This window comes from Ornithinimicrobium cerasi (assembly GCF_003702705.1).
In the GTDB taxonomy this organism is placed as follows: domain Bacteria; phylum Actinomycetota; class Actinomycetes; order Actinomycetales; family Dermatophilaceae; genus Ornithinicoccus; species Ornithinicoccus cerasi.
The window spans coordinates 135959-158978 of sequence record NZ_QZMN01000008.1 but is presented as its reverse complement, the minus strand read 5'-3'; the positions used below and the strand labels follow the sequence as shown (position 1 = coordinate 158978).

The 23020-nt window shown below is 73.5% G+C and carries 25 protein-coding genes; 18 read left to right on the top strand and 7 right to left on the bottom strand.

Annotated elements, in window-relative coordinates:
- The first annotated feature begins 2 nt into the window (after positions 1 to 2).
- The 6 genes from D4B81_RS18535 to D4B81_RS11030 all read left to right on the top strand — a co-directional run bounded on the left by D4B81_RS18535 (position 3) and on the right by D4B81_RS11030 (position 3513).
- The gene (locus D4B81_RS18535; RefSeq protein WP_122262702.1) at positions 3 to 539 is read left to right on the top strand and encodes a hypothetical protein; all 537 of its coding nucleotides are present in this window, start codon (positions 3 to 5) and stop codon (positions 537 to 539) included.
- Positions 540 to 626: 87 nt separating this feature from the next.
- A complete protein-coding gene (locus D4B81_RS11050; protein ID WP_122262701.1) occupies positions 627 to 1421 on the top strand; it encodes a CPBP family intramembrane glutamic endopeptidase in 795 nt (264 codons plus the stop codon).
- A gap of 111 nt (positions 1422 to 1532) precedes the next feature.
- Entirely contained in the window at positions 1533 to 2093 is a 561-nt protein-coding gene (locus D4B81_RS18530) for a hypothetical protein (protein ID WP_122262700.1), read from the top strand.
- Positions 2039 to 2455, top strand: a complete 417-nt coding sequence (locus D4B81_RS11040; RefSeq protein ID WP_337189874.1) for a GNAT family N-acetyltransferase — start codon at positions 2039 to 2041, stop codon at positions 2453 to 2455. Before D4B81_RS18530 ends, D4B81_RS11040 begins: the two co-directional genes overlap by 55 nt.
- The gene (locus D4B81_RS11035; protein WP_122262698.1) at positions 2452 to 2685 is read left to right on the top strand and encodes an RNA-binding S4 domain-containing protein; all 234 of its coding nucleotides are present in this window, start codon (positions 2452 to 2454) and stop codon (positions 2683 to 2685) included. The genes D4B81_RS11040 and D4B81_RS11035 overlap by 4 nt, the downstream gene beginning before the upstream one ends.
- Before the next feature lie 12 nt (positions 2686 to 2697).
- Positions 2698 to 3513 carry a bifunctional hydroxymethylpyrimidine kinase/phosphomethylpyrimidine kinase gene (locus D4B81_RS11030; RefSeq protein ID WP_122262697.1) on the top strand — a complete coding sequence of 272 codons (816 nt, stop codon included), beginning with the start codon at positions 2698 to 2700 and terminating at the stop codon, positions 3511 to 3513.
- Between the two features lie 15 nt (positions 3514 to 3528).
- Here D4B81_RS11030 and D4B81_RS11025 read toward each other — a convergent pair whose 3' ends face one another.
- Positions 3529 to 3930: a hypothetical protein gene (locus D4B81_RS11025; RefSeq protein WP_122262696.1), complete on the bottom strand. Its 402-nt coding sequence runs from the start codon at positions 3928 to 3930 to the stop codon at positions 3529 to 3531.
- 4 nt (positions 3931 to 3934) lie between these two features.
- Positions 3935 to 5047, bottom strand: coding sequence for a histidinol-phosphate transaminase (gene hisC, locus D4B81_RS11020; protein WP_122262695.1), 1113 nt, complete (start codon positions 5045 to 5047; stop codon positions 3935 to 3937).
- A gap of 43 nt (positions 5048 to 5090) precedes the next feature.
- Here hisC and D4B81_RS11015 point away from each other — a divergent pair, with 43 nt between their 5' ends.
- The 5 genes from D4B81_RS11015 to D4B81_RS10995 all read left to right on the top strand — a co-directional run bounded on the left by D4B81_RS11015 (position 5091) and on the right by D4B81_RS10995 (position 10041).
- On the top strand, positions 5091 to 5471 hold the full coding sequence (locus D4B81_RS11015) for a phage holin family protein (RefSeq protein WP_122262694.1): 381 nt from the start codon (positions 5091 to 5093) through the stop codon (positions 5469 to 5471).
- Positions 5468 to 6229 (top strand): dienelactone hydrolase family protein, encoded by a 762-nt coding sequence (locus D4B81_RS11010; RefSeq protein ID WP_122262693.1) that lies wholly within the window; start codon positions 5468 to 5470, stop codon positions 6227 to 6229. Before D4B81_RS11015 ends, D4B81_RS11010 begins: the two co-directional genes overlap by 4 nt.
- A 103-nt stretch (positions 6230 to 6332) precedes the next feature.
- Positions 6333 to 7529: a pyruvate dehydrogenase (acetyl-transferring) E1 component subunit alpha gene (gene pdhA, locus D4B81_RS11005; RefSeq protein WP_237565946.1), complete on the top strand. Its 1197-nt coding sequence runs from the start codon at positions 6333 to 6335 to the stop codon at positions 7527 to 7529.
- 15 nt (positions 7530 to 7544) lie between these two features.
- Positions 7545 to 8585, top strand: coding sequence for an alpha-ketoacid dehydrogenase subunit beta (locus tag D4B81_RS11000; RefSeq protein ID WP_097188725.1), 1041 nt, complete (start codon positions 7545 to 7547; stop codon positions 8583 to 8585).
- Between the two features lie 31 nt (positions 8586 to 8616).
- The gene (locus D4B81_RS10995) at positions 8617 to 10041 is read left to right on the top strand and encodes a dihydrolipoamide acetyltransferase family protein (protein ID WP_122262692.1); all 1425 of its coding nucleotides are present in this window, start codon (positions 8617 to 8619) and stop codon (positions 10039 to 10041) included.
- Positions 10042 to 10056: 15 nt separating this feature from the next.
- On the opposite strand, the gene D4B81_RS10990 is transcribed toward D4B81_RS10995, so the two are convergent.
- On the bottom strand, positions 10057 to 11127 hold the full coding sequence (locus D4B81_RS10990) for a cell wall-binding repeat-containing protein (protein WP_122262691.1): 1071 nt from the start codon (positions 11125 to 11127) through the stop codon (positions 10057 to 10059).
- A gap of 105 nt (positions 11128 to 11232) precedes the next feature.
- Here D4B81_RS10990 and D4B81_RS10985 point away from each other — a divergent pair, with 105 nt between their 5' ends.
- The gene (locus tag D4B81_RS10985; RefSeq protein WP_122262690.1) at positions 11233 to 11640 is read left to right on the top strand and encodes a hypothetical protein; all 408 of its coding nucleotides are present in this window, start codon (positions 11233 to 11235) and stop codon (positions 11638 to 11640) included.
- Here D4B81_RS10985 and D4B81_RS10980 read toward each other — a convergent pair.
- The 3 genes from D4B81_RS10980 to D4B81_RS10970 form a co-directional block, all read right to left on the bottom strand.
- Positions 11612 to 12442: a patatin-like phospholipase family protein gene (locus D4B81_RS10980; protein ID WP_122262689.1), complete on the bottom strand. Its 831-nt coding sequence runs from the start codon at positions 12440 to 12442 to the stop codon at positions 11612 to 11614. The genes D4B81_RS10985 and D4B81_RS10980 overlap by 29 nt on opposite strands.
- Before the next feature lie 64 nt (positions 12443 to 12506).
- Complete coding sequence (locus D4B81_RS10975; protein WP_122262688.1) at positions 12507 to 13424, bottom strand: maleylpyruvate isomerase family mycothiol-dependent enzyme; 918 nt, start codon at positions 13422 to 13424, stop codon at positions 12507 to 12509.
- A gap of 66 nt (positions 13425 to 13490) precedes the next feature.
- A complete protein-coding gene (locus D4B81_RS10970; protein ID WP_122262687.1) occupies positions 13491 to 14027 on the bottom strand; it encodes a hypothetical protein in 537 nt (178 codons plus the stop codon).
- A gap of 170 nt (positions 14028 to 14197) precedes the next feature.
- Between D4B81_RS10970 and D4B81_RS10965 the strand changes: the two genes are divergently transcribed.
- The 4 genes from D4B81_RS10965 (at position 14198) to D4B81_RS10950 (ending at position 18014) form a co-directional block, all read left to right on the top strand.
- A complete protein-coding gene (locus tag D4B81_RS10965; protein ID WP_122262686.1) occupies positions 14198 to 16240 on the top strand; it encodes a bifunctional copper resistance protein CopD/cytochrome c oxidase assembly protein in 2043 nt (680 codons plus the stop codon).
- Positions 16237 to 17055 (top strand): carbon-nitrogen family hydrolase, encoded by an 819-nt coding sequence (locus D4B81_RS10960; protein ID WP_122262685.1) that lies wholly within the window; start codon positions 16237 to 16239, stop codon positions 17053 to 17055. The genes D4B81_RS10965 and D4B81_RS10960 overlap by 4 nt, the downstream gene beginning before the upstream one ends.
- Before the next feature lie 67 nt (positions 17056 to 17122).
- The gene (locus D4B81_RS10955; RefSeq protein ID WP_097188716.1) at positions 17123 to 17359 is read left to right on the top strand and encodes a DUF6458 family protein; all 237 of its coding nucleotides are present in this window, start codon (positions 17123 to 17125) and stop codon (positions 17357 to 17359) included.
- Between the two features lie 106 nt (positions 17360 to 17465).
- Positions 17466 to 18014 (top strand): GtrA family protein, encoded by a 549-nt coding sequence (locus tag D4B81_RS10950; RefSeq protein ID WP_237565945.1) that lies wholly within the window; start codon positions 17466 to 17468, stop codon positions 18012 to 18014.
- A 9-nt stretch (positions 18015 to 18023) separates the two neighbouring features.
- Here the strand turns inward: D4B81_RS10950 and D4B81_RS10945 are convergent, their stop codons facing one another.
- Positions 18024 to 19883, bottom strand: coding sequence for an acyl-CoA dehydrogenase (locus D4B81_RS10945; RefSeq protein ID WP_122262684.1), 1860 nt, complete (start codon positions 19881 to 19883; stop codon positions 18024 to 18026).
- Between the two features lie 517 nt (positions 19884 to 20400).
- Between D4B81_RS10945 and D4B81_RS10940 the strand changes: the two genes are divergently transcribed.
- Entirely contained in the window at positions 20401 to 22002 is a 1602-nt protein-coding gene (locus tag D4B81_RS10940; RefSeq protein ID WP_122262683.1) for an ABC transporter substrate-binding protein, read from the top strand.
- A gap of 64 nt (positions 22003 to 22066) precedes the next feature.
- A complete protein-coding gene (locus tag D4B81_RS10935; protein ID WP_122262682.1) occupies positions 22067 to 23017 on the top strand; it encodes an ABC transporter permease in 951 nt (316 codons plus the stop codon).
- Positions 23018 to 23020 lie beyond the last annotated feature (3 nt).

The following is a 23020-nucleotide window of genomic DNA, read 5'->3' as shown; positions in this document are numbered from 1 at the left end:
GTATGAAGCTCCTCGCCTCCGCGCTCGCCCTCGTGGTCGTGGGCCTCGCCTCGGTGTGGTTGTGGTTCGACTCGACGGCGACCGCCGAGCTCGACGCCGCCGGGGTGGTGATCACCACCGGCGCCCCGTCCACCCGGCCGGGCGGGCCGCTGGGCCCGGCACCGACCGGACCGGGCGGGGACGACGCCGCAGCCACCACCACGCGCGGCCCGAGCGCCGACGGCAACGCGGCCCTGCAGCAGGAGGTCGACGACGCCCTGGAGGCCGAGCGACGGGCGGCGGCCGCCCTCGCGCTGCTCGCCTCCGTGGGCCGGGGAGCCGACGAGACGGTGACCGCGGCCGCCAGCGTGCTGGCCGCCGCCACCGAGGAGCCCGCCCCGGCACCCGCACCGGCACCGGCGCCACCTGCCCCCGCGCCCCCCGCCCCGGCCCCCCGGTCCGTCCAGCCCGCCCCCGTCTCGCCCGGTCTGTGCTGGGACGACGACGAGTGGGAGGAGTGCGACGGTGACGACGACGATGACGACGACGGTGACGGCTGACCCCGGGGCGCCGGCGACCTGACGCCGGGGCGCCGGCGACCTGACGCCGGGGCGTGCGGCGGCGGGCCCCGTGGTTACCGTGGGGCGGTGCCCGTCCTCCCCGCCCTCCCGTCGCCGTCGACCCCGCTGACCCGCCGCGACCTCCTCACCGAGACGGCCCTCGTCCTCGGGGTCAGCCTGGGCGCGTCGGCGGTGTGGGCCGTGCTGTCGATCCTGCGCAAGGTGACGGCGGAGCAGCCGCTGTCCGCGCAGACCACCGCGATGAACACCAGCATCACGCCCGACCGGCCGTGGCTCGACCTCGCCCACCAGCTCGCCGGCGTCGGCCTCGCCCTCGTGCCGGTCCTGCTGGCCCTCCACCTGCTGGCCCGCGACCGCTGGCCCGGGGCCGGGGTCCGCAGCGTCATGGGGCTCGACCTGACCCGTCCGGGCCGCGACCTGGTGGCGGGGTCCGCGCTCGCCGCGCTGATCGGCATACCGGGTCTGGGTCTGTACCTGGGTGCCCGCGAGCTCGGCCTCAACACCACCGTCTCGGCCGCCAACCTCGAGGCCGTGTGGTGGGCGGTGCCGGTGCTCGTCCTCGCCTCGCTGCAGAACGCGCTGCTGGAGGAGGTCGTCATGGTGGGCTACCTCTTCACGCGCTGGGCGCAGGCCGGCTGGTCCACCGCGGCGATCATCGTCACCTCGGCGCTCATCCGCGGCACCTACCACCTCTACCAGGGCTTCGGCGGGTTCGTCGGCAACGTCGCCATGGGGCTGCTGCTCGGCTGGGTCTACACGCGCACGCGGCGGGTGATGCCGCTCGTCGTGGCGCACACGCTCCTCGACGTCGTGGCCTTCGTCGGGTATGCCGTGCTCGCGGACCGGGTCGGGTGGCTCTGAGCGACCGTCTCACAGGTGCGGCACAGCCCGGCCACGGGCCAGGGGGAGGAGGAGGGGGCACCGTGGGGACCAGGTCGTCGCACGGACGGCCACCGACCGGAAGGACCTCTCGTGAAGACCTCCAGAGCGACCGTCATCGGCGTCTCGGTGCTCACCGCGGCCGTCGTCGGCCTCGGTGCCTCGGCGCCCTCGCTGGCAGACAACCTGGGCCTCGTGACGAGCACCGAGGACTCCTCGACCACCGACGACGGCAGCACCGCCGACGGCAGCACCGACGACACCACGGACGAGCGGTTCGGGCCGCGCGGGCACCACGGCAGGGGCGACGGCCACCACGGCGGCATGGGCGGCATGGGCGGCATGGGGGGCATGGGCGGGATGGGCGGCGGCATGGGCGCCCCCGCGGACGGCCACGGCATGGTCGGGACCGCCGCCGAGACGCTCGGGCTGACCGAGGACGAGCTGCTCACCGAGCTGAAGGACGGCCGGACCCTCGGCGAGGTGGCCGACGCGCAGGGCGTGGACCGGCAGGCGCTGGTCGACGCGCTCCTGGCCGACCACGAGGCGCGCCTCACCGAGATGCTCGACGAGACCCACCCCGGGCCGGGGCAGATGCGCTGGCAGGACGACGACGGTGCGGAGGACGGCTCGACCACGACCTCCGGGACCTGAGCGTCCGACCGGGCCAGGAGGGGCGTCTTCGCTACTGTGTCGGCATGAGCACCGCCGCTGTCACGCACCGCCCCGCCGAGTCCCGGTTCGTCGTGAGCATGGAGGACGACGTCGTCGGCTACCTCTCCTACGAGATTACGGGAGGGACCGCCGACCTGCAGCACACCGTCGTGGACCCCGCCCACCGCCACCACGGTCTCGGCGCCATGCTGGTCGAGGAGGCCCTGCGGACCTTCCGGGCCGACCGGATGATGGTGCTCCCCACCTGCCCGTTCGTCGCCGACTTCATCGCCGAGCACGAGGAGTACCAGAACCTGCTCGCGCCGTCGCTGACCGTGGAGGACACGGGCGAACGGTCGTGAGCGAGATCGAGCAGGTCCCGATCCGCGACGAGTCCATCCGGCTCGGCCAGCTGCTCAAGCTCGCCTCGCTCGTCCAGGACGGGTCGATGGCGCGGATGGTCATCGAGAACGGCGAGGTGAGCGTCGACGGCCGGACCGTGATGCGCCGCGGCACCCAGGTCCGGCCCGGCCAGGTCGTCAGCTACGCCGGGCGCGAGGTGACCCCGGCGGCAGGACCGCTGCCCGGTTGAGAGGATCGGGGGATGCAGACGCTCCCGCTCGCCCTCACGATCGCCGGCTCCGAGGCCACCGGCGGCGCCGGTGCCCAGGCCGACCTCCGGACCTTCCAGGAGCACGGGGTCTTCGGCTGCGTCGCCCTGACCTGCATCGTCTCCTTCGACCCGCAGGACGGGTGGAACCACCGGTTCGTCCCCGTGGAGGCCGGCGTGATCGCCGACCAGCTCGAGGTGATCACCAGCGCCTACGGCCCGGAGCAGCTCGACGTCGTCAAGCTCGGGATGCTCGGCACGCCCGCCACGATCACGACCGTCGCGGGGGTGCTCCGCGAGCGACGGTTCGGCCACGTGGTCCTGGACCCGGTGCTCATCTGCAAGGGTCAGGAGCCGGGAGCGGCCCTCGACACGGACAACGCCCTCCAGGAGCACGTGCTCCCCCTCGCGACCTTCGTCACGCCCAACCACGTCGAGGCGCTCGCGCTCTCCGGCATGGACGCGATCGGCACGGTGGAGGAGCTGACGGAGGCCGCCCGCCGCATCCACGAGCGCTCCGGCGCCGCGGTGCTGGCCAAGGGCGGGGTGCACCTGCGGACCGACCGCGACCTGGCCGTCGACGTCTACGTCGACGCCGACCGCACCGAGGTGCTGTCGGCGCCCAGGCTCGGCGACGGGGCGCAGGTGGCCGGCGCGGGCTGCACGCTCGCGGCTGCCGTCGCGGCGCGGCTGGCGCGGGGGGAGACGCCCTTCGACGCCGCGCGTGCGGCCAAGGAGTTCGTCAGCCGCGGGATCGAGGCCCGGCTCTCCAGCTCGGCGCCCTACGACGCGGTCTGGCAGGGCGCCTGAGGGCGGCCCGGTCGCTCAGATCTCGGCCCAGCGGGCCGCGCCCGCGCGGGTGAGCCAGCTGACGACATACGTCATCGCGTAGGCGGCTGCCATCAGCACCAGGGTCGTCCCGAAGACGCCCTGGCCCTGCTGGGTGATCGCCAGCGCGAAGAACCAGGGCACGATCAGCCCCGTCGTGCCGGCGGCGGCGAGCAGCCACGGCCGACAGGTGCGCCCGCCGACCAGCTGCGCCGGGACGGCGACCACCGCCAGGGTGCCGAAGGCCATCACCAGCTGGAAGATCTCGCCCGCGTCGCGCTCGATGCTCCACGACTGCCCGGTGATCCACGCCAGGACCCCGCCCACCAGCATGATGAGCCAGGCCTTGACGGGCTGGCCGACTCCGACGACGCTGGAGCCCCGCGGGCTGAGGGACATGCCGTCAGGATAGGCGCCCCGCCCGCCACCGGCCGGCCGCCTCGAGCAGCCGGTCGCTGGCCCCGGGCTCGGCGACCGTGCAGCGCACGCCGTCCCCGGCGAAGGGCCGCACCGTCAGGCCGTCCGCCTGGCAGTGCTGGGCGAAGGCCACGGCGTCCTCGCCCAGCGGCAGCCAGACGAAGTTGCCCTGGGCGTCCGGCACGTCCCACCCCTGCGCCCGCAGCCCCGCGAGCACCCGCTCCCGCTCGGCGACGAGCTGCTTCACCCGCAGCTCCAGCTCGTCGTAGGCGTCCAGGCTGGCGATCGCGGCGCGCTGCGCCAGGTCGGTGACGCCGAACGGGGTGGCCGCCTTGCGCAGGGCGGTCGCGACCTCCTGGTGCGCGACGGCATACCCGACGCGCAGTCCCGCGAGGCCGTAGGCCTTGGAGAAGGTGCGCAGCACGCAGACGTTGGGGTGCTCGCGGTAGAGGGCGAGCGCGTCGGGGACGGTCTCCTCGGTGGTGAACTCGAGGTAGGCCTCGTCGATCACGACGAGCACGTCGGAGGGCACCCGCGCGAGGAACGCCCGCAGCTCGTCCTCGCGGACGGCCGGGCCGGTCGGGTTGTTGGGGGAGCAGACGAGCACGAGGCGGGTGCGGTCGGTGATGGCCGCGGCCATGGCGTCGAGGTCGTGCCGGAAGCGGTCGTCCAGCGGCACCTGGACCGAGGTCGCCCCCGCGAGCGCGACCACGATGGGGTACGCCTCGAAGGAGCGCCACGCGTAGACCACCTCGTCGCCGGGCTCGCAGGTGATGGCGAGCAGCTGCGCGAGGACGGCGACCGACCCGGTGCCGGTGGCCAGGTGCTCGACCGGCACCCCGAGCCGGTCGGCCAGCGCCGCGGTCAGCCCGCTCACCCCCATGTCGGGGTAGCGGTTCATCGAGCGCGCCGCGTCGGCGACCGCCTCGAGCACGGACGGCAGGGGCGGGTAGGGGTTCTCGTTGGAGGAGATCTTGTAGGCCGTCATCCCCTCGACGGGCTCCGCCGGCCGGCCGGGCGTGTAGGCGGGCACCCCGGCGAGGGTGGTGCGCAGGCGCACGGGGCTCGTCGCGGCGGGGGTGGGCTGCTCGGCGCTCATGCGCGGCAGCCTAGTTGGGGGTGGTCCGTGCCACGATGGTGCCATGAAGCTGATCCTCACGATCCTGGCCAACGCGGTGGCGCTCTGGGTGGCGGCGGTGCTCCTCGACGGCATCTCCTTCGGGGGCGAGGGGGGCGGGCTCGCCGTCACCGTGATCCTCGTCGCCGCGCTCTTCGGCGTCCTCAACGCGATCGTCAAGCCGGTGCTCAAGCTGCTCTCGCTGCCGCTCGTCATCCTCACGCTCGGCCTGTTCCTCCTGGTGGTCAACGCGATCATGCTGTCGCTGACGTCGTGGCTGGCCGGCGCGCTCGGCCTGGAGTTCACCGTCGAGAGCTTCTTCTGGGACGCGGTGCTGGGTGCCCTGATCATCTCGGTCGTCGGCGTCCTCACCGACATGCTGCTCCCGGACGGGGACCGCCGGTGAGCGGTCCGGTCGAGCACGAGATCGCGACGGCCGACGGGCCGCTCCCCGCCCTGCTGTGGCTGCCCGACGGGGTCGAGGACGGTGCCGAGGTGCCCGGCCTGGTCGTGCTGCAGGAGATCTTCGGGGTGGGCAGCTACGTGCAGGCCCGGTGCGCCGACCTCGCCGACCTGGGGTATGCCGTGCTCGCGCCGCAGCTGTACGCGCGCCTGGCCGAGGGGTCGGCGGGCGTGCCGGTCGTGGAGACGCCGGCAGGGGAGGGCGGCCTCGACGAGGGGATGGCCCTCGTCCAGCGGCTGGACTGGGACCTCGCGGTCCGGGACGGCCTCGCCGCGCGCGACGCCCTGGCCACCATGCCGGGCGTCGAGGAGTCCCGGGTCGGGCTGCTGGGCTTCTGCCTCGGCGGAGGGCTGGCGTTCGCCGTGGCCGCGGCGTCCGCCCAGGCCGGTGTCCCGGTCCCGGCCCTGGTGAGCTTCTACGGCTCCGCGCTGCCCCAGCTGCTCCCGCTCGCCGAGCACGTCGACTGTCCCAGCCTGCACCTCTTCGGCACCGCCGACGCGTTCATCCCCGCGGAGAAGGTGCAGGAGGTCAGGGAGGCGGTCACCAGCGGTGGGGCGCGCGCGCACGTCCGCCTCGAGCTCTACGAGGGCGCCGGGCACGCCTTCGACAACCCCGACCCGCTGTTCCACCACCCGGGGGCGAGCGAGGCTGCGTGGACCAGCACGGAGGCCTTCCTCGCCGAGGTCCTGCCCGCCCGGTGAGGGCCACCGGTTGCCCCGAGGTCACGCTGCCGCGTGGGGTAACGTGACCGCCGACCGCAGCCGCCCCGGCGGCCGCGGCCTTGCGACGAAGAAGGAGTGTCACGTGAGCGACGACGACGTCGCGGCGGTCGGGTCGACCGTCGCCGCCCCGGTCCGCGCCTCGCACGAGCCGCCGGAGCGGGACATCACCGACGGTGGTCCGGACATGGTGCAGTTCCTCGCCGCCGACGGCACCCGCGTGCCGCTCACCGAGGTCAACAGCCCCTACGCCGCCTACCTCGACGAGCTCGACGACGAGGCGCTCAGGGGGTTGCTGCGCGACCTGATCCTCGTCCGCCGCGTCGACTCCGAGGGCTTCGCGCTCCAGCGCCAGGGCGAGCTCGGGCTGTGGCCCAGCCTGCTGGGCCAGGAGGCCGCCCAGGTCGGCCCCGGTCGCGCCATGCGGCCCCAGGACTACGCCTTCCCGGGCTACCGCGAGCACGGGGTGGCGTGGTGCAAGGGCGTGCCGCCGGAGAACCTCCTGGGCATGTTCCGCGGCGTGAACCACGGCGGCTGGGACTCCCAGGCCAACAACTTCCACCTGTACACGATCGTCATCGGCAACCAGATGCTGCACGCCGTCGGCTACGCGCTGGGCGTGCAGAAGGACGGGGACGTGGCGACGGGGGACCCCGGCCGCGACACGGCCGTGATGGCGTTCACCGGGGACGGCGGGACGGCGCAGGGGGACTTCAACGAGGCCCTGGTCTTCGCCGCCGTCGCCAACGCCCCGGTCGTCTTCTACGTGCAGAACAACCACTGGGCGATCTCCGAGCCGAACGAGCGCCAGTTCCGGGTGCCGCCCTACCGGCGCGCGGACGGCTTCGGCTTCCCGGGTGTGCGGGTCGACGGCAACGACGTGCTCGCCTCGTACGCGGTCTCCCGCGCCGCGCTGGAGCGGGCCCGCGGCGGCGAGGGCCCGACCCTCATCGAGGCGTTCACCTACCGGATGGGGGCCCACACCACCTCCGACGACCCGACGAAGTACCGCATCTCCGCCGAGGTCGACATCTGGAAGGCGAAGGACCCCGTCGACCGGATGCGCAAGCACCTGCTCGCCGAGGGCGTCGTCGACGAGGCGTGGCTGCGCGAGGTCGAGGCGGAGGCCGACGAGCTGGCACGCCGCATCCGGCACGCCTGCCAGACCATGCCGAACCCTCCCCACGAGGAGATGTTCGAGCACGTGTACGCCGAGCCGCACCCGGTCGTGGCGCGGGAGGCGGCGGAGTTCGCGGACTACCACGCGGGCTTCGATGACTGAGGTGAGGAGATCACGATGACCAGCACCACGCCCGACCTCACCACCCCGACGTCGACCGCCCAGCGGACCACGATCGCCAAGGCTCTCAACGCCGGTATGCGAGCCGCGATGGAGCGCGACCCCAAGGTCGTCCTCATGGGGGAGGACATCGGCAAGCTCGGCGGCGTCTTCCGCATCACGGAGGGGCTGCAGAAGGACTTCGGCGAGGACCGCGTCATCGACACCCCGCTGGCCGAGTCCGGGATCATGGGCAGCGCCGTCGGCCTCGCGCTGCGCGGCTACCGGCCGGTGGTGGAGATCCAGTTCGACGGCTTCGTCTACCCGGCGTTCGACCAGATCGTCAGCCAGGTCGCCAAGATGCACTACCGCTCGCTCGGGCGCCTGCCCCTGCCGATCGTCATCCGCATCCCCTACGGCGGTGGCATCGGCGCGGTCGAGCACCACAGCGAGTCCAACGAGTCCTACTTCATCCACACCGCAGGGCTGCGGGTGGCGACCGTGTCGACCACCGACGACGCCTACTGGATGATGCAGCAGGCGATCGCCAGCGACGACCCGGTCGTCCTCTACGAGCCGAAGCGGCGTTACCACGAGCGGGGCGTCCTCGACCTCGGCGGCGGGCTGCCGGACCTCGCGGACGCACCCCACCGGCTGGACGAGGCCGTCGTCCGCGCCGAGGGCAGCGACGTGACCGTCCTCACCTACGGCCCGATGGTCAAGGTGGCGCTGGCGGCGTCCCAGGCCTCCGAGCTGGAGGACGGGCCCTCGATCGAGGTGGTCGACCTGCGGTCGCTCTCGCCCCTCGACACCGGGGTGATCGAGGCCTCGGTGGCCCGGACGGGCCGGTGCATCACGCTGTCCGAGGCGCAGACGTTCACGAGCATCCACAGCGAGCTCGCCGCCCACGTCCAGCAGCACTGCTTCTACTCGCTTGAGGCACCGGTGCTGCGCGTCGGCGGCTACAACATCCCCTACCCGCCGAGCCGGCACGAGGAGGTCTTCCTCCCCGACCTCGACCGCGTCCTGCACGCCGTCGAGACCGTGATGGCGTACTGACCCACCCGCCGCGAACCCCAGAGGAGCCCTCGTGCCCGAATTTCGCCTGCCGGACCCCGGTGAGGGCCTCGTCGAGGCCACGATCATCCAGTGGAAGGTCGGGGTCGGCGACACGGTCCGGACCAACGACATCGTCGTCGAGGTGGAGACCGCGAAGTCGCTCGTGGAGCTGCCGATCCCGTGGGAGGGGACGGTGACCGCGATCCTGGCCCAGGAGGGCGACGAGGTCGAGGTCGGCTCCCCGATCATCGTCGTCGACACCGGTGACGGTGCAGCGGGGCCCGGCACGACCGTCGAGGACGTGACCGACGCGGCGACCGCAGCCTCGGACAACCTCGTGCCGACGGCTCCGGACGCGGCGGCGCCGAAGCGTGAGGCGGTGCTCGTGGGCTACGGCGCGATCGAGAGCTCCACCACCCGCCGCCGCCGGGGGGCGGGCGCCACCGAGGAGGCGGCGCAGGAGTCCGCGGCCCCGCGGCGGGCCAAGGCCGCACCACCGGTGCGCAAGTACGCCAAGGACCACGGCGTCGACCTGTCCCAGGTCGGTTCGAGCCGGGACGACGGCGTCGTCACCCGCGCGGACGTGGACGCCTTCCTGGCCGGGACCGCGGCCTCACCGTCGGCGCAGCGCGCCGCCGCGGAGGTGGCCGCCCCCGCCGGCCAGGGCGTCGCCACCGGTGACGCCGCCCCCCAGGCCGGCCCCCCGGCAGCCAGGCCGGTGCTGTCCCGGTCGGGGGAGCGCGAGGAGCGCACCGACATCAAGGGTGTCACCCGGATGATGGCCCAGGCGATGGTCTCCTCGAAGTTCACCGCGCCCCACGTGACGGAGTTCATCACCGTCGACGCGACGGCCACGATGGAGCTGGTCGAGCGGCTGAAGCAGGACCGCTCGTACGGCATGACCGACGTGCGGGTCAGCCCGCTGCTGGTGCTGGCCAGGGCGATGACCATCGCGGTGCGGCGCAACCCGGGCGTGAACGCGGTGTGGGACGAGGCGGCGCAGCAGATCGTGCAGCGCAACTACGTCAACCTCGGCATCGCGGCCGCCACGCCCCGCGGTCTCGTCGTGCCGAACATCAAGGACGCCGACCTCATGGACCTGCGCCAGCTGGCCGAGGCCCTCGGGAACCTCGTGACGACGGCGAAGGCCGGGCGCACGCAGCCGGCAGACATGTCGGGCGGGACGATCACGATCACGAACGTGGGGGTCTTCGGCGTCGACACCGGCACCCCGATCATCAACCCCGGCGAGTCGGCGATCGTCGCCTTCGGGGCGATCCGGCGGATGCCGTGGGTCGTGGGCAGCGGGACCGAGGAGCGGATCGTGCCGCGCTGGGTGACCCAGCTCGCGCTGTCCTTCGACCACCGGCTGATCGACGGGGAGCTGGGCTCGATGTTCCTGGCCGACCTCGCCGCGCTGATCGAGGACCCGGGCCGGGCCCTCGTCTGGGCCTGACGGGGGTCCTCCCGCTCACTCCCAGGGCAGGGCGCGGATCGCCGTGTCGACGTCCTCGGTGATGGCGAGGTAACCACCGGGCACGATCACGGTGTCCGGGTCCAGCCGCACGAGGCCGGACCCGGTCACGCCGGGCAGCGACTCGCGACGGGTGAGCAGCACCGGGCTGCCCCGCAGCGCGGCGGCCGGGGCGGCGGCGAGGGCGTCGGCATACTCCAGCCCGGTGGCGACCCAGGCCTGCGTCGCCCCGGTGGGCCAGACCTCCATCAGGGCGGCGGCCGTCTGGTAGCGGTCGTTCCCCCGGATGCGGATGACCTCCAGGCCGAGGTCCCGGATGTCCTCCAGCACCGCCTCGGCCACGGCGACCTCGCCGCCCATGACGATCACCAGGCGCGGGTCGTGGCGGCGCAGCTCGGCGGCGGTGGCTCCCGGGAGGCCGCCCTGACGGGTGAGCAGCACGGGGGCTCGGTCGAGGCTGGCGACCGGTGCGGCGCTGAGCGCGTCGGGGTAGTTGAGGCCGGTGACCACGTAGGCGAGGTCGGACGCGGGCAGCTCGCGGCTCACCAGCGCGGCCGTCTCGTAGCGGTCGCCGCCGCCGATCCGACGGACCGGGATCCCGAGGGCGGTGATCTCGGCCACGACCTCCCGGCTGATCACCGTCTCCCCGCCGAGGAGGACCACCTGCTGCGGGTCGAGCGTCGTCAGCGCGGTGCCGGTCACCCCGGGCAGGCTGTCGGGCCGGGTGAGCAGCACCGGGGCGCTCCGGGCGCCGGCGAGCGCCCCGCCGGTCAGCGCGTCCGGGAAGTTGCGGCCGGTGGCGAGGTAGACCGTCGTCGGGGACGGCCGCCCGGACGCCGGGCCGAAGTGCGCCAGCGCGACCTCGACGGCGGTGCCGAAGCGGTCGCTGCCGATGTGCCGCACGATCTCCGGCGGCGTGGCCGCCACCGTCGTCGTCGGCGCGCCCGCCTGGTCGACACCGACCCCCGCCGTCGTGGCCGCCACGGCGAGGACGAGGCTGGCGCAGACCGCCGCCAGCCGGGCCGGGCGGGTCGACCCGGTCGGGCGTGAGCTGCCGCGTCGGGACATGGGCGTGCCTCCCCAGGATCGTCAGGTCCGTCGCCCGTCACCCTAGTCCCCCCGCACACCGCCCGCGGGACGGACCGCGGTGCGCCACGACATACCCTGACCCCCATGGCCCCCAGTCCCCGCCTGAAGGACCGCCTGTTCACGCTCCTGTGCACGGGCGCAGCGGCCGCGGTCCTGCTGGCGGGGGCCTCGCGCGGCAACCTGCGCGTGGGCGTGGTCGGTGCCTGCTTCTTCCTCGGGTACGGCGTGCTCCACTCGGTCACCCGCCGCCTCACCCCCGCCGCCCGGCTCCTGACCGGTGACGAGGCGGACGTCGCGGAGCGCCTCGCGCAGTTCCGTGCCACCCGGGCGGCCGGTCAGGCCGCGCTGGGCCTGGCCCTGGGCGGCATCCTGCTCGACCTCGCGGTCGGGTGGGAGCCGGGCCTGTGGGTGGCCGGGGCCTGCCTGGTCGTGGTGGCGGCGTTCGTGGCGGCGCTGTGGTTCTTCAGCCGGCCGGGGGCGCGACGAGCCTGAGGAGGTCCTCGCTCCGCTCGCGCGCGGCCTCCGCCCCCGCCTCGATCGCGGTGACCGCCTTGTGAAAGTCACCGATGTCCACGCCGTCGATCGGCGGGTCGAGGACGACATCGGGGTGGTAGAAGGACAGGCGCGCGGCCGTGAGCTGGGCCTGCATGACGTCGAGGGCCCGGAAGACCTCCCGCAGGACGGTGCCCCGACGGGAGGACGGCGCGCCCGGCTCCGGCTCGGCGCGCACGAGCGGCGTCGCGTTGACGGCCAGCACCCGGCGCGCACCGAGGAAGAGGGCGCCGTCGACGGGGATCTGGTTGAGCAGCCCTCCGTCGACGAGCAGCGCGTCGCCGAGCAGGACCGGCTCGACCACCCCGGGGTAGGCGGTGGTGGCGCGGATCGCGGTGTGCAGGTCGCCCCGGCGGAAGTAGTGGACCTGGCCGTCGCGCAGGTCGCTGGCGGTCAGCACGAGGGGCAGCTCGAGCTCCTCGAACGTCGGCGGCAGGTGGTCGGCGAGCCAGCGCTCGAAGGCGCGCGTGCTGAGCAGACGACCGCTCATCCGCCAGTCGATGAGCCGCGCCCACCGGAACTCCTTGGCGATGGACTCCAGGTCCTGCGCGCTGTAGCCCGCGGCGACGAACGCCCCGACGAGGCCGCCCATGCTCGTCCCGGACACGACGTCGGGGTGCACGTCCAGCTCCTGCAGCACCCGCAGCACCCCGATGTGGCACAGGCCCCGGGCGCCACCGCCGCCCAGGGCGAGGCCGAGCCGCGGCAGCGGCGGGGCGTCGGGGTGGGACTGCGCAGGCATGGGGACGGGTCAGGTCGGGGGAGCGGTCGGGGTGGAGGTCGGCGTCACGGGTGGCGTCGCGGCGTCAGGGGGTGACCGCGAGCGCGTCGACGACGCGGCGGGCGAGGTCCTCGTCGCCGACCACGTGGTAGGCGGTGTCCTCGGTCGTGCGGCGCCCCGCCGCGCGGCGGGTGAGCTCGTGGGTGGACATCGCGATCGTGGTGGCGCGGTCCTCCTCGTCGGCCTCGTGGACCATCGGGAAGCGTCCGGCGGCCTCGGTGTGGCCGGCGAACAGCTCGTGCCAGACGAGCTCGCCGTCGGCGTCGGTGCCGATCCGGACCCCCCCGCGCGCCATCACGGGTCCGGTGCTCTCCAGGATGATGACGGTGCCGGGCTCGGGCCTGACCCTGCGCAGCACGACCCGCGGCAGGGCCCCGACGACGTGGTCGACGAACTGGCTGGCGCCTGCGGCGTCCAGGGAACCCGGCCGGTTGAGCATCTCGCGCAGGTCCTGCTCGTGCACCCACACGTCGGAGATCCGCAGCCGCGTCAGCTCACCGAACGGCGCGGACGCGTCCATGACGCTGCGGACCGGGGTCTCGAGGGTGAGGTCGGGGTCGTACATGTGGGCCGAGCGCAGCTCCACGAGGCCGCGCAGCTCGGCCAGGAGGTCAGCGGGCTCCCGCTGCTGGCGGGCGCGGACGCCCTCCTCCACCCACACCCCGAAGGCGTGGCGGACGTGCTCCGGCGCGCCGATCTCCACCGGCTCCAGGTCGTCGCGGGGGACCCAGTCCGCCGCCGGGTGCTCGGACCCGGTGAGGTAGTCCTCGACGTGGACGACGTGGGCGAGGATGTCGCGGGCGGTCCAGCCGGGGCAGGTCGTCGGGCGGGCCCAGTCGTCCTCCCGCATGCCGTCGGCGACGTCCGCGAACGAGATCAGGGTGTGGCGGTAGGCCTCGATCAGGCTGGGCACGTCGGACGGCGGGGAGGGGTGGACAGGCATGTGGTCAGGGTACGCCGACGCCGTCCACCCCGCGGGGCGGACGGCGTCGTGCGGGGCCGTCGGGGGTCAGCCGGTGCAGGTGGCGAGGAGCTCCTCCTGCGCGGCCGCGGAGTCGGTGACGTCGATCTCGGGGACGGTGATCTCCGCGTCGCCCGGGCTCTGCTCCGGGTCGTCCAGGACGGCCGCCGAGGCCTCCTCGAACGGCGCGTTGACCCGCTCGAGCAAGGAGGCGGTGTCGCCGTCGGCGTCGGCGACCAGGGTCTCGACCCGCTGCTTGAGCAGGTTGACCTCGGCCCAGGAGGCGGGGTCGACGACGTCACCGTCCTCGAGGGCGGCGCGCGCCCGCTCGGAGCGCTCGGCCAGGGTCACCGGGACGTTCTGGAAGAACCCGGCGCAGGCCTCGTCGGTCATCGGGACGCCCGTGGCGACGGTGCTGCTGCCGTCCTCGGTCGTGGCGGTGCCGTCGGTGGTGGCGGCGGCCCCGGCGTCCGAGGAGGTGGTCGCCGTCCCCGTGCTCCCGGCCCCCGGGTCGTCCGGGGAGCAGCCGGCCAGCAGCAGGGTCAGGCCCAGGGCCAGTCCGATGGTCAGGGTGGTGCTACGCATTCTCGATCCTCTTCGTCGTCGTCCGTCTCGTTCCTTGCCGCAGCCGCGGGGGCTCCGGCAGCGAGGTGGGAAGAGGGACCGCGCACGCCGGCGACCCTGTCTGCTGCGACCGTCCATTGTGCCACCTCCGCAGGGCTGCGCCGTCGGGCGAGGCGCCTAGCATGGGAGGTATGCCGTCCCTCCCGTCCGCGCCGACCGGGCCGCCCGAGACCGCCGGCCCGGGCACGCCCGGCGTGGACGAGCACCCACCGGGTCGACTGCTCGGGGGCTGGGCCGCCCCCGCCACGGTCCTGCTCGTCGCACTCCTCGTGGCCGTGCCCGCGGCGTCGCTGTCGGGCGCGGCCACGCCGGTCCTGATCGGGGACGCCGGCCCGTTCGTGCGGTGGGGGATGCCGCTCGTCGGCGTCGTGCACGACCTCGCGGCCGCCCTCACGGTCGGGCTGCTCGTCGTCGGCGCCTTCCTCGTCCGGGAGGGCCGGACCACCGACCGGCGGGGCACCGCCGCCCGCGCCGCCTCGACCTCCGCCCTGGTGTGGCTGGTGGCGACCCTCGTCGTCCTCTACCTCACCTTCGCCGAGCTCTCGGGGATCCCGCCGGGGTCCCCCGGCTACCTCAACCAGGTGATGACCAACGCCTGGGACCTCGAGCCGATGAGGCTGGTCGTCACGGAGGCGGCTCTCGTCGCCGTCCTCGTCATCGCGACGGCCTGGGCCCGCACCCGCGCCGCCCTGGCCTGGGCCGCGGTGCTGTCCCTCCTCGCCCTGACCCCGGCCGCCTTCTCGGGCCACTCGACGTCGGCGACCGGCCACGAGACAGCGGTGACGGGGCTGGGGCTGCACCTGGTGGGGCTGAGCCTGTGGGTGGGCGGGCTGATGGCCATCGGCCTGCTGCTGCCGGTGCTCGGCCGGGCGCTGCCCGACACCGTCGCGCGGTTCTCGACCCTGGCGACCTGGGCCTACGCCATGGTCGCCCTGTCCGGGGTCCTCTTCGCGACGGTGACCGTCGGTGGTCTGCAGGGCCTCGACACCCCCTACGGCGTCCTCGTCCAGCTCAAGGTCGGCCTCGTCGTGCTGCTCGGCATCGCCGGCTGGCTGCAGCGCACGACCGTCGTCGCGCGGGGGGTGGACAGCCCGGCGCGCTTCGCCAGGCTCGCCGGCGGGGAGCTGGTGGTGATGGGCCTGGCGATCGGGCTCGGCGTCGTGCTCTCGCGCACCCCCCCGCCGGACGCCGCGCCCCGGCCCAGGGACGTCGCCGTCGACCTGACCGGGTTCCCGCTCCCGCCGCCCTGGGGCTGGGGGCGGTTGCTCACCGAGTGGCGGATCGACTGGTTCTTCACCCTCGGCGCCCTCGTCGCGGTCGGTGTCTACCTCTGGGCGATGGTGCGGCTCCGCCGACGCGGGGACCGCTGGCCAGCCTGGCGGCTGCTGCTGTGGGTGCTGGGCTGGGCGTTGTTCGTCCTCGTGACCAGCGGTGCCCCGGGCGTCTACGGACGGGTGATGTTCTCCGTGCACATGGTCGAGCACATGGCGCTGATGATGGGGGTCCCCCTCCTGCTGGTGCCGGCCCAGGCGATCACCCTGATGCTGCGCGCGCTGCCGGCGCGCCAGGACCGGACGCTCGGGCCGCGCGAGCTGCTCCTGGCCGTCGTCCACTCGCGGTGGGCCCGCCTCGTCGTCAACCCCGCGGTCGCCGGCGGGGTGTTCTTCGGCAGCCTGGTGGTCTTCTACTGGAGCGGCCTGCTGGAGTGGGCGCTGACCACCCACGTGGGCCACCTCTTCATGGTCATCCACTTCACCCTGGCCGGCTACGCCTTCGTGTGGTCGCTCATCGGCCAGGACCCGGGCCCGCCCAGGTGGCCGGCGCCGTTCCGGATGATCGTCCTCATCGGCACGCTGGCCGCCCACGCGTTCTTCGGCCTGGCCCTCATGCAGGGGTCGTGGCTGCTGGCGCCGGAGTTCTTCAAGACCCTCGCCGTGCCGTGGGTGCCCGACCTCCTCGTCGACCAGCAGCTGGGCGGCACGATCGCCTGGGGCATCGGCGAGCTGCCCACGGTGGTGCTCATGCTGCTCGTGGCCCTCGACTGGATGCGCCGGGACGCCCGCGAGGCCAGGCGCTCGGACCGGCAGGCCGACCGCGACCACGACGCGGCCCTCGTCGCCTACAACGCGCGGCTGCGGGCCATGGGCGAGCGGGGTCGGAGCGTGGAGCCGTGAGGGTCGCCGTCCTGCAGCTCGCCTACGGCGAGGGCGCCGAGGAGCCGGTGGCCGAGCGCGCCGACCGCGTCGCCGACCTCGTCCGCACCTCCGGGGCCGGTCATGACCTCGTGGTGCTCCCCGAGCTGTGGAGCGCCGGCGGGTTCGCCGTGCGGGACTGGGAGGAGCGCAGCCAGTCGCTGACCTCCTCCCTGCCGCCGGCCCTGGCCCCCGTCGCGCAGGCCGCACAGGAGATCGGCGCCGTGGTGCACGCGGGGTCGGTCGTCGAGCGGACCGGGGAGCCGGGACCCGACGGTCGCCACCTGTGGAACACCTCCGTCGTGCTCGGCCCGGACGGGAAGGTGGTCGCCACCTACCGGAAGGTGCACCGGTTCGGGTTCGGCGGGGGTGAGCCGCGGTTGATGGAGGCGGGGACCGAGCTCGTCGTCGTCGACCTCCCTGCGCCGGCCGACGCCCTCCCCGCCGGCCTGTCCACCTGCTACGACCTGCGCTTCCCCGAGCTCTACCGCGGGCTCGTCGAGCTCGGCGCCCAGCTCTTCCTCGTCCCCGCCGCCTGGCCCGCTCCCCGCGTCGAGGCGTGGCGGCTGCTGCTGCGGGCCCGGGCGATCGAGGACCAGTGCTTCGTGGTGGCGTGCAACACGGCCGGCACGCACGCCGGGCTGAGGATGGGCGGGCGATCGGCGGTCATCGACCCGTGGGGTCGCGTGCTGGCCGAGGCCGGCACCGAGCAGGAGGCGCTCTCGGTCGAGATCGACCCCGGGCTCGTCACCACGGCCCGCACCGACTTCCCGGTGCTGGCCGACCGACGCCTGTAGCGCGCCGCTCGGCGCAGCCTGACCTGCCGCGTTATCGTGGCGCTGACCCCAACGAAAGGGACCAACCATGGGACTCGGTCTCGGAATCCTGCTGCTCGTCGTGGGCGCGATCCTCGCGTTCGCGGTGGAGTACAACATGAGCGGCATCGAGCTGTCGACGATCGGCTACATCCTCATGGCCGCCGGCGTGCTCACGCTGCTGCTCGGCCTGGTGATGAACACCCAGCGCACCAACACCTCGCACAAGGAGGTCGTCGACCGCCACACGGACGCCGACGTCCGCCGCCGCGAGACGGACATCTGACGCCCGTCAGGAACCACGTCACGGGGCCGGGTCGCGCACAGTCGCGGCCCGGCCCCGTCGCATCGGCCCTCAGCCCGTCCCCAGACCCTCGCCCTACCCTGTCGCGGTGGCCGTGCCGCCCCCTCCCGACCAGCCCGAGGCTCCGATGACCGACGCCCCCGACGCCGTGCACCCGGTCGCGTCCGCCCCGAGGACGGCGGCAGACCGTTTCGCGACGCTCCGGAACCGCGTGCACGCCGTGCTCCCGCCCTGGGCGCGCCGCGTGGTCCCCGCCACGGCCGTCGGGTTCGCGGCCCTCAGCTCCTTCACCTACGCCGTCGACCTGCTGATCCTGGCGCTGGCCTTCGACGTGCTCGGGCTGCCCTACCCGCTGGCGGTCACGATCGGCTACGTCATCGCCTTCGGGCTGTCGTTCCTGCTCAACCGGTGGCTCAACTTCCAGGTGCACGGGCACGTCGGACGGCAGACCGGCCGCTACGTGCTGACGGTGCTCGCCAACTACCTGCTCTTCATCCTCGTGCTGGCCTCCACGCTGGAGGCCGTCGGCGTGAACTACCTCGCGGCGCGCCTCGTCGCCGGCGCGTGCGAGGCGGTGTTCATGTACCTGATGATGCGCGGCTTCGTCTTCCGCGCCGGACTGGACGACCGCGGCTGAGCAGCCTCCTCAGAAGGCCTCCTCCGGGAGGTCCATGAGCGAGAGGTCGGGCGCGGTGATCGTGCGTCGGTCCGCCCCCAGCCGGGGCAGGACCTCGCCGGCGAAGAACCGGGCAGCCGCCACCTTCCCCTCCAGGTATGCCGTGTCGCCGGGCCGTTCGCCGGTGTCCAGGAGGCGTGCGGCCACCTCGGCCTGGCGCAGCAGCAGCCACCCGATGAGCAGGTCCCCGGCCGCGAGGAGCAGCCGCGTGGTGCCCAGCCCCACGGCATACACCTGGGTCGGCTCGGCCTGGGACGCCAGCGCCCGGCCGGTGAGGAACTCGACCATCTGCTGGACCTCGCCGAGCGCGCGGCCGACGGCCCCGCGGACGTCCCCGAGCCCGTCGTCCACCTGGGCGGACACGGTCTGCAGGACCTGACCCGCGACATACCCCAGGGCCACCCCCTTGTCCCGCAGGATCTTGCGGAAGAAGAAGTCCATCCCCTGGATGGCGGTGGTGCCCTCGTAGAGGGAGTCGATCTTGGCGTCGCGGACGTACTGCTCGAGCGGGTAGTCCTGCAGGAAGCCGGAACCGCCGAGGGTCTGGAGCGACTCGGTGCCCAGCAGCACGAAGGCGCGCTCGGAGCCGCACCCCTTGACGAGGGGGAGGAGGAGGTCGTTGACGCGGGCGGCCATCGCGGCCGGGCTCTCCGCGGCCACGGCCTCGCTGCCCGAGGCCTGCTGGGCCGCCGCGACGGTGTCCTGAAAGCTCGCCGTCCAGAGCATCAGGGCGCGCAGCCCCTCGGCGTAGGACTTCTGCAGCATGAGGGAGCGGCGCACGTCGGGGTGGTGGGTGATCGTCACGCGGGGGGCCGTCTTGTCGCTCATCTGCGTGAGGTCGGCGCCCTGGACGCGCTCCCGGGCGTAGTCGAGGGCGTTGAGGTAGCCGGTCGAGAGGGTGGCGATGGCCTTGGTGCCGACCAGCATCCGGGCGTACTCGATGACGCGGAACATCTGGGCGATGCCGTCGTGCACCTCCCCGACCAGCCAGCCGACCGCCGGCCGGTCGGGGTCCTCCCCGAAGCGCAGCTCACAGGTGGTGGAGACCTTCAGGCCCATCTTGTGCTCGATGCCGGCGACCTGGACGCCGTTCTCGGCGCCGAGCTCACCGGTGCGCAGGTCGACGTGCTTCCCGGGCACGACGAACAGGGACAGCCCCTTGGTGCCCGGGCCGGCCCCCTCGGGGCGGGCGAGGACGAAGTGGATGACGTTGTCGTAGAACGGCGCCGTGCCGCTGGTGATGAAGCGCTTGACGCCGGTGACGTGCCAGGTGCCGTCCTCCTGCCGGACGGCCCGCGCGCGGCCGGCGCCTACGTCGGAGCCGGCGTCCGGCTCGGTCAGGACCATCGTCGCGCCCCAGCGCCGGTCGACCATGAGCTGGGCGAACTGCTGCTGCTCGGGGGTGCCGAGGCGGTAGAGGACGGTGGCGAAGCTGAACCCGGCGGAGTACATCTTGACCGCGGGGTTGGCGCCGAGGACCATCTCGGCCACCGCCCACGCCAGGGTCGGCGGGGCGCTGATGCCGCCCAGCTCCGCCGGGACCTCCAGGCGCCACCACTCGTGCTCGATCCAGGTCCGGTAGGAGTCCTGGAAGGCCTGCGGCATCGTCACGGTACCGGTCCGCGGGTCCAGGACCGGGGGGTTGCGGTCCGACTCCAGGAAGGACTCGGCGACCGGCCCCTCCGCCAGCCCGGCCACCTGGCGCAGCACGTCGCGGGCGGTCTCCTCGTCGATCTCCTCGAAGGGTGCCCGACCGAGGACGCCGCCGCGCTCCAGCACGTCGAACAGCATGAACTCGATGTCGCGAACGTTGCTCTTGTAGTGCCCCACGGCGACTGCCTCCAGGTATCCGGTACTCGCGGTACTTACTTCCTGGTAACCAGTGTGGACTACCGGCACGTCGGAGGCAAGACCCGCCGAGCCCACGGTGTGCCCGCCCCCAGCCCCACCGAGCCCACGGTGTGGCGGCCCAGACCGCGACCGAGCCCACGGCGTGTGGCTCTCAGCGCTGACCAAGCCCACGGTGTGTGGCTCTCAGCGCTGACCGAGCCCACGGTGTGTGGCTCTCATCGCTGACCAAGCCCACGGTGTGTGGCTCTCATCGCTGACCAAGCCCACGGTGTGTGGCTCTCAGCGCTGACCGAGCCACCCCGTGTTCAGCGCGCCCTGCGCGTTGGGACTGCGCGTGCAGGCCGTGGGCTCGGTGGAGGCGTCGGCGCGCACACCGTGGGCTCGGTGGGATGGGGGGCGCGCACACCGTGGGCTCGGTGGGATGGGGGGCGCGCACAGCGTGGTCTCGGCAGGGGTGGGTGGCGGGGGGCGGGCGGCATGCACGATGATGCAGCGCATGACCACGTCGCCGAGGACGCGCCTCCTGCTCGCCACGATCACCACGACGGCCCTCCTCGCGGGGTGCAACGCCGGGGCAGGCTCGGACCCGGAGAGCACCGGGAGCGGGACGCAGGGCGCCGACGGCGGCACCGCCACGGACGACGGCACCGGGTCCACCGGCAGCGGCACCGCGGCGCCCGGCGGCAGCGACGAGACCGTGCGCGTCGGCCTCGTCGCCGAGCCGGCCAGTCTCGACTTCACCACCACCGACGGTGCGGCCATCCCCCAGCTGCTGCTCGACAACGTCTACGAGACCCTCGTCACCGTCGACGCGGACAGCGGCGAGATCGTCCCCGCGCTCGCCGAGGAGTGGGAGGTCAGCGAGGACCGCCTGACCTACACCTTCACCCTCAAGGACGGCGTCACCTTCTCCGACGGCTCGGAGTTCACCGCCGAGGACGCCGTGTTCAGCCTCGAGCGGGTGAAGTCGGACGCCTGGACCATCAGCCTCAAGGCGCAGCTGGACGTGGTCGACACGGTCGAGGCGCCCGACGACGGCACCGTCGTCATCACCCTCTCCCAGCCGAGCAACCGCTTCCTCTACGCCCTCACCACCCGGGTCGGCGCGATGTTCGACACCGAGGGGGTCGACGACCTCGCCAACACCCCGGTCGGCACCGGCCCCTACCTCTTCACCGACTGGCAGCGCGGCTCGCGCATCACCCTCGAGCGCAACGAGGACTACCACGGGGACGTCCCGTACTTCTCCGACGTGGAGATGCACTACTTCCGGGACGCCAACGCGCTCAACAACGCGATGCTCACCGACGCGATCGACGTCGTCTCCACCGTGCAGGCCCCGGAGTCGCTCGTGGAGTTCGAGGGCGGCGACTACCAGATCGTCGAGGGCACCACCAACGGCGAGGTCGTCCTGTCGATGAACCAGACGGAGGGTATGCCGCTCGCCGACCCCCTGGTTCGGCAGGCGGTCCGGCACGCGATCGACCACCAGGCCCTCATGGACACCTGCTGGGCCGGCCGCGGCACCCTCATCGGCTCGATGGCACCGCCCACCGACCCCTGGTACGAGGACCGCACCGGCGACTACCCCTTCGACCCCGAGCAGGCGCAGAGCCTGCTCGCCGAGGCGGGGGCCGAGGGGACCGCGCTGCGGCTGCGCATCCCGACGCTGCCCTACGCCGTCTCCTGCGGCACCGTCGTCGAGTCGATGCTGGAGGAGGCCGGCTTCGACGTGACCGTCGACGAGCTGGAGTTCCCCTCCGCGTGGCTGGAGACGGTCTTCACCAGCAAGGACTTCGACATGTCGATCGTCGCGCACGTCGAGCCGCGCGACATGGCCAGCGTCTTCGGCAACCCCGACTACTACACGACCTACGGCACCGAGGAGATCCAGGCGCTGCTCGAGGAGGCCGACACCGGCACCGAGGAGGAGCAGGTGAGCAAGATGCAGGAGGCCGCGGCGCTGATCAGCGAGGACGCCGCCGCCGACTTCCTCTTCCTGCTGCCCAACCTCATGGTCGCCGACCTCGACATCACCGGGCTGCCGGAGAACGCGATCAAGGAGTCCTTCGACCTCTCCAGCCTCGCGCGCGGCTGATCGCACGGCACCCGAGCAGCGACCCGGTGACGCCACCCGCCGACCCAGCGCGAGGGCATACCCGATGATCCTGCGACTGCTGCAGCGCCTCGTGGTCCTGGTGACCAGCCTCGTGGTCGCCTCGCTCGTGGTCTTCGGGTTCATGCGTGTCCTGCCCGGCGACCCGGCGCGGGTGGCGCTGGGCGTCAACGCCTCGGACGCGGCGGTCGCCCAGCTGCGCGAGCAGTTCGGGCTGGACCGCCCGGTGCCCGTGCAGTACCTCGACTGGGTCGGCGGCCTCCTCACCCTCGACCCGGGCATCGAGTTCGTCTCGAGGGCGGCCATCGGGCCGCAGATCGCCGACCGGCTGCAGGTGACGCTCTGGCTCGTCGTCGCCTCGATGGTCCTGGCCCTCGTCATCGCGCTGCCCGTGGGGCTGTGGATGGCCGTGCGGCACCGGCACTGGGACGGCGTCGTGCTCTCGGCACTGTCGCAGGTCGGCGTCGCGGTCCCGGCGTTCCTGGCCGGGATCGTGCTGATCTCGGTCTTCGCGGTGCGGCTGCGGTGGGTCCCGTCCGGCGGCTGGGTGGTCCCGGCGCAGGACCCGGTCGGGTTCCTGCAGCGGCTCGCCCTGCCCACCCTCTCGCTCGCGCTCGTCCAGGCGGCGGTGCTCGCGCGCTACATCCGCTCGGCGGTCCTCGACGTGCTGCGCGAGGACTACCTGCGCACCGCGCGCGCCAAGGGGCTGCGGCCCGTCCAGGCCCTGGTGCGGCACGGCCTGCGCAACGCCGCGGTCCCCGTCGTGACCGTGCTGGGGCTGCAGCTGGCGACGCTGCTCATCGGCGCGGTGGTCATCGAGCGGGTCTTCGTGATCCCGGGCCTGGGGTCGCTGCTGCTGGACTCGGTCGCCAAGCGCGAGCTGCTCACCGTGCAGGCCGTGGTGATGGTGCTCGTCGTCGCCGTGCTGGTCATCAACTTCGTCGTCGACCTGCTCTACCTGGTCATCGACCCGCGGCTGCGGACGGGGGCGCGGTGAGCG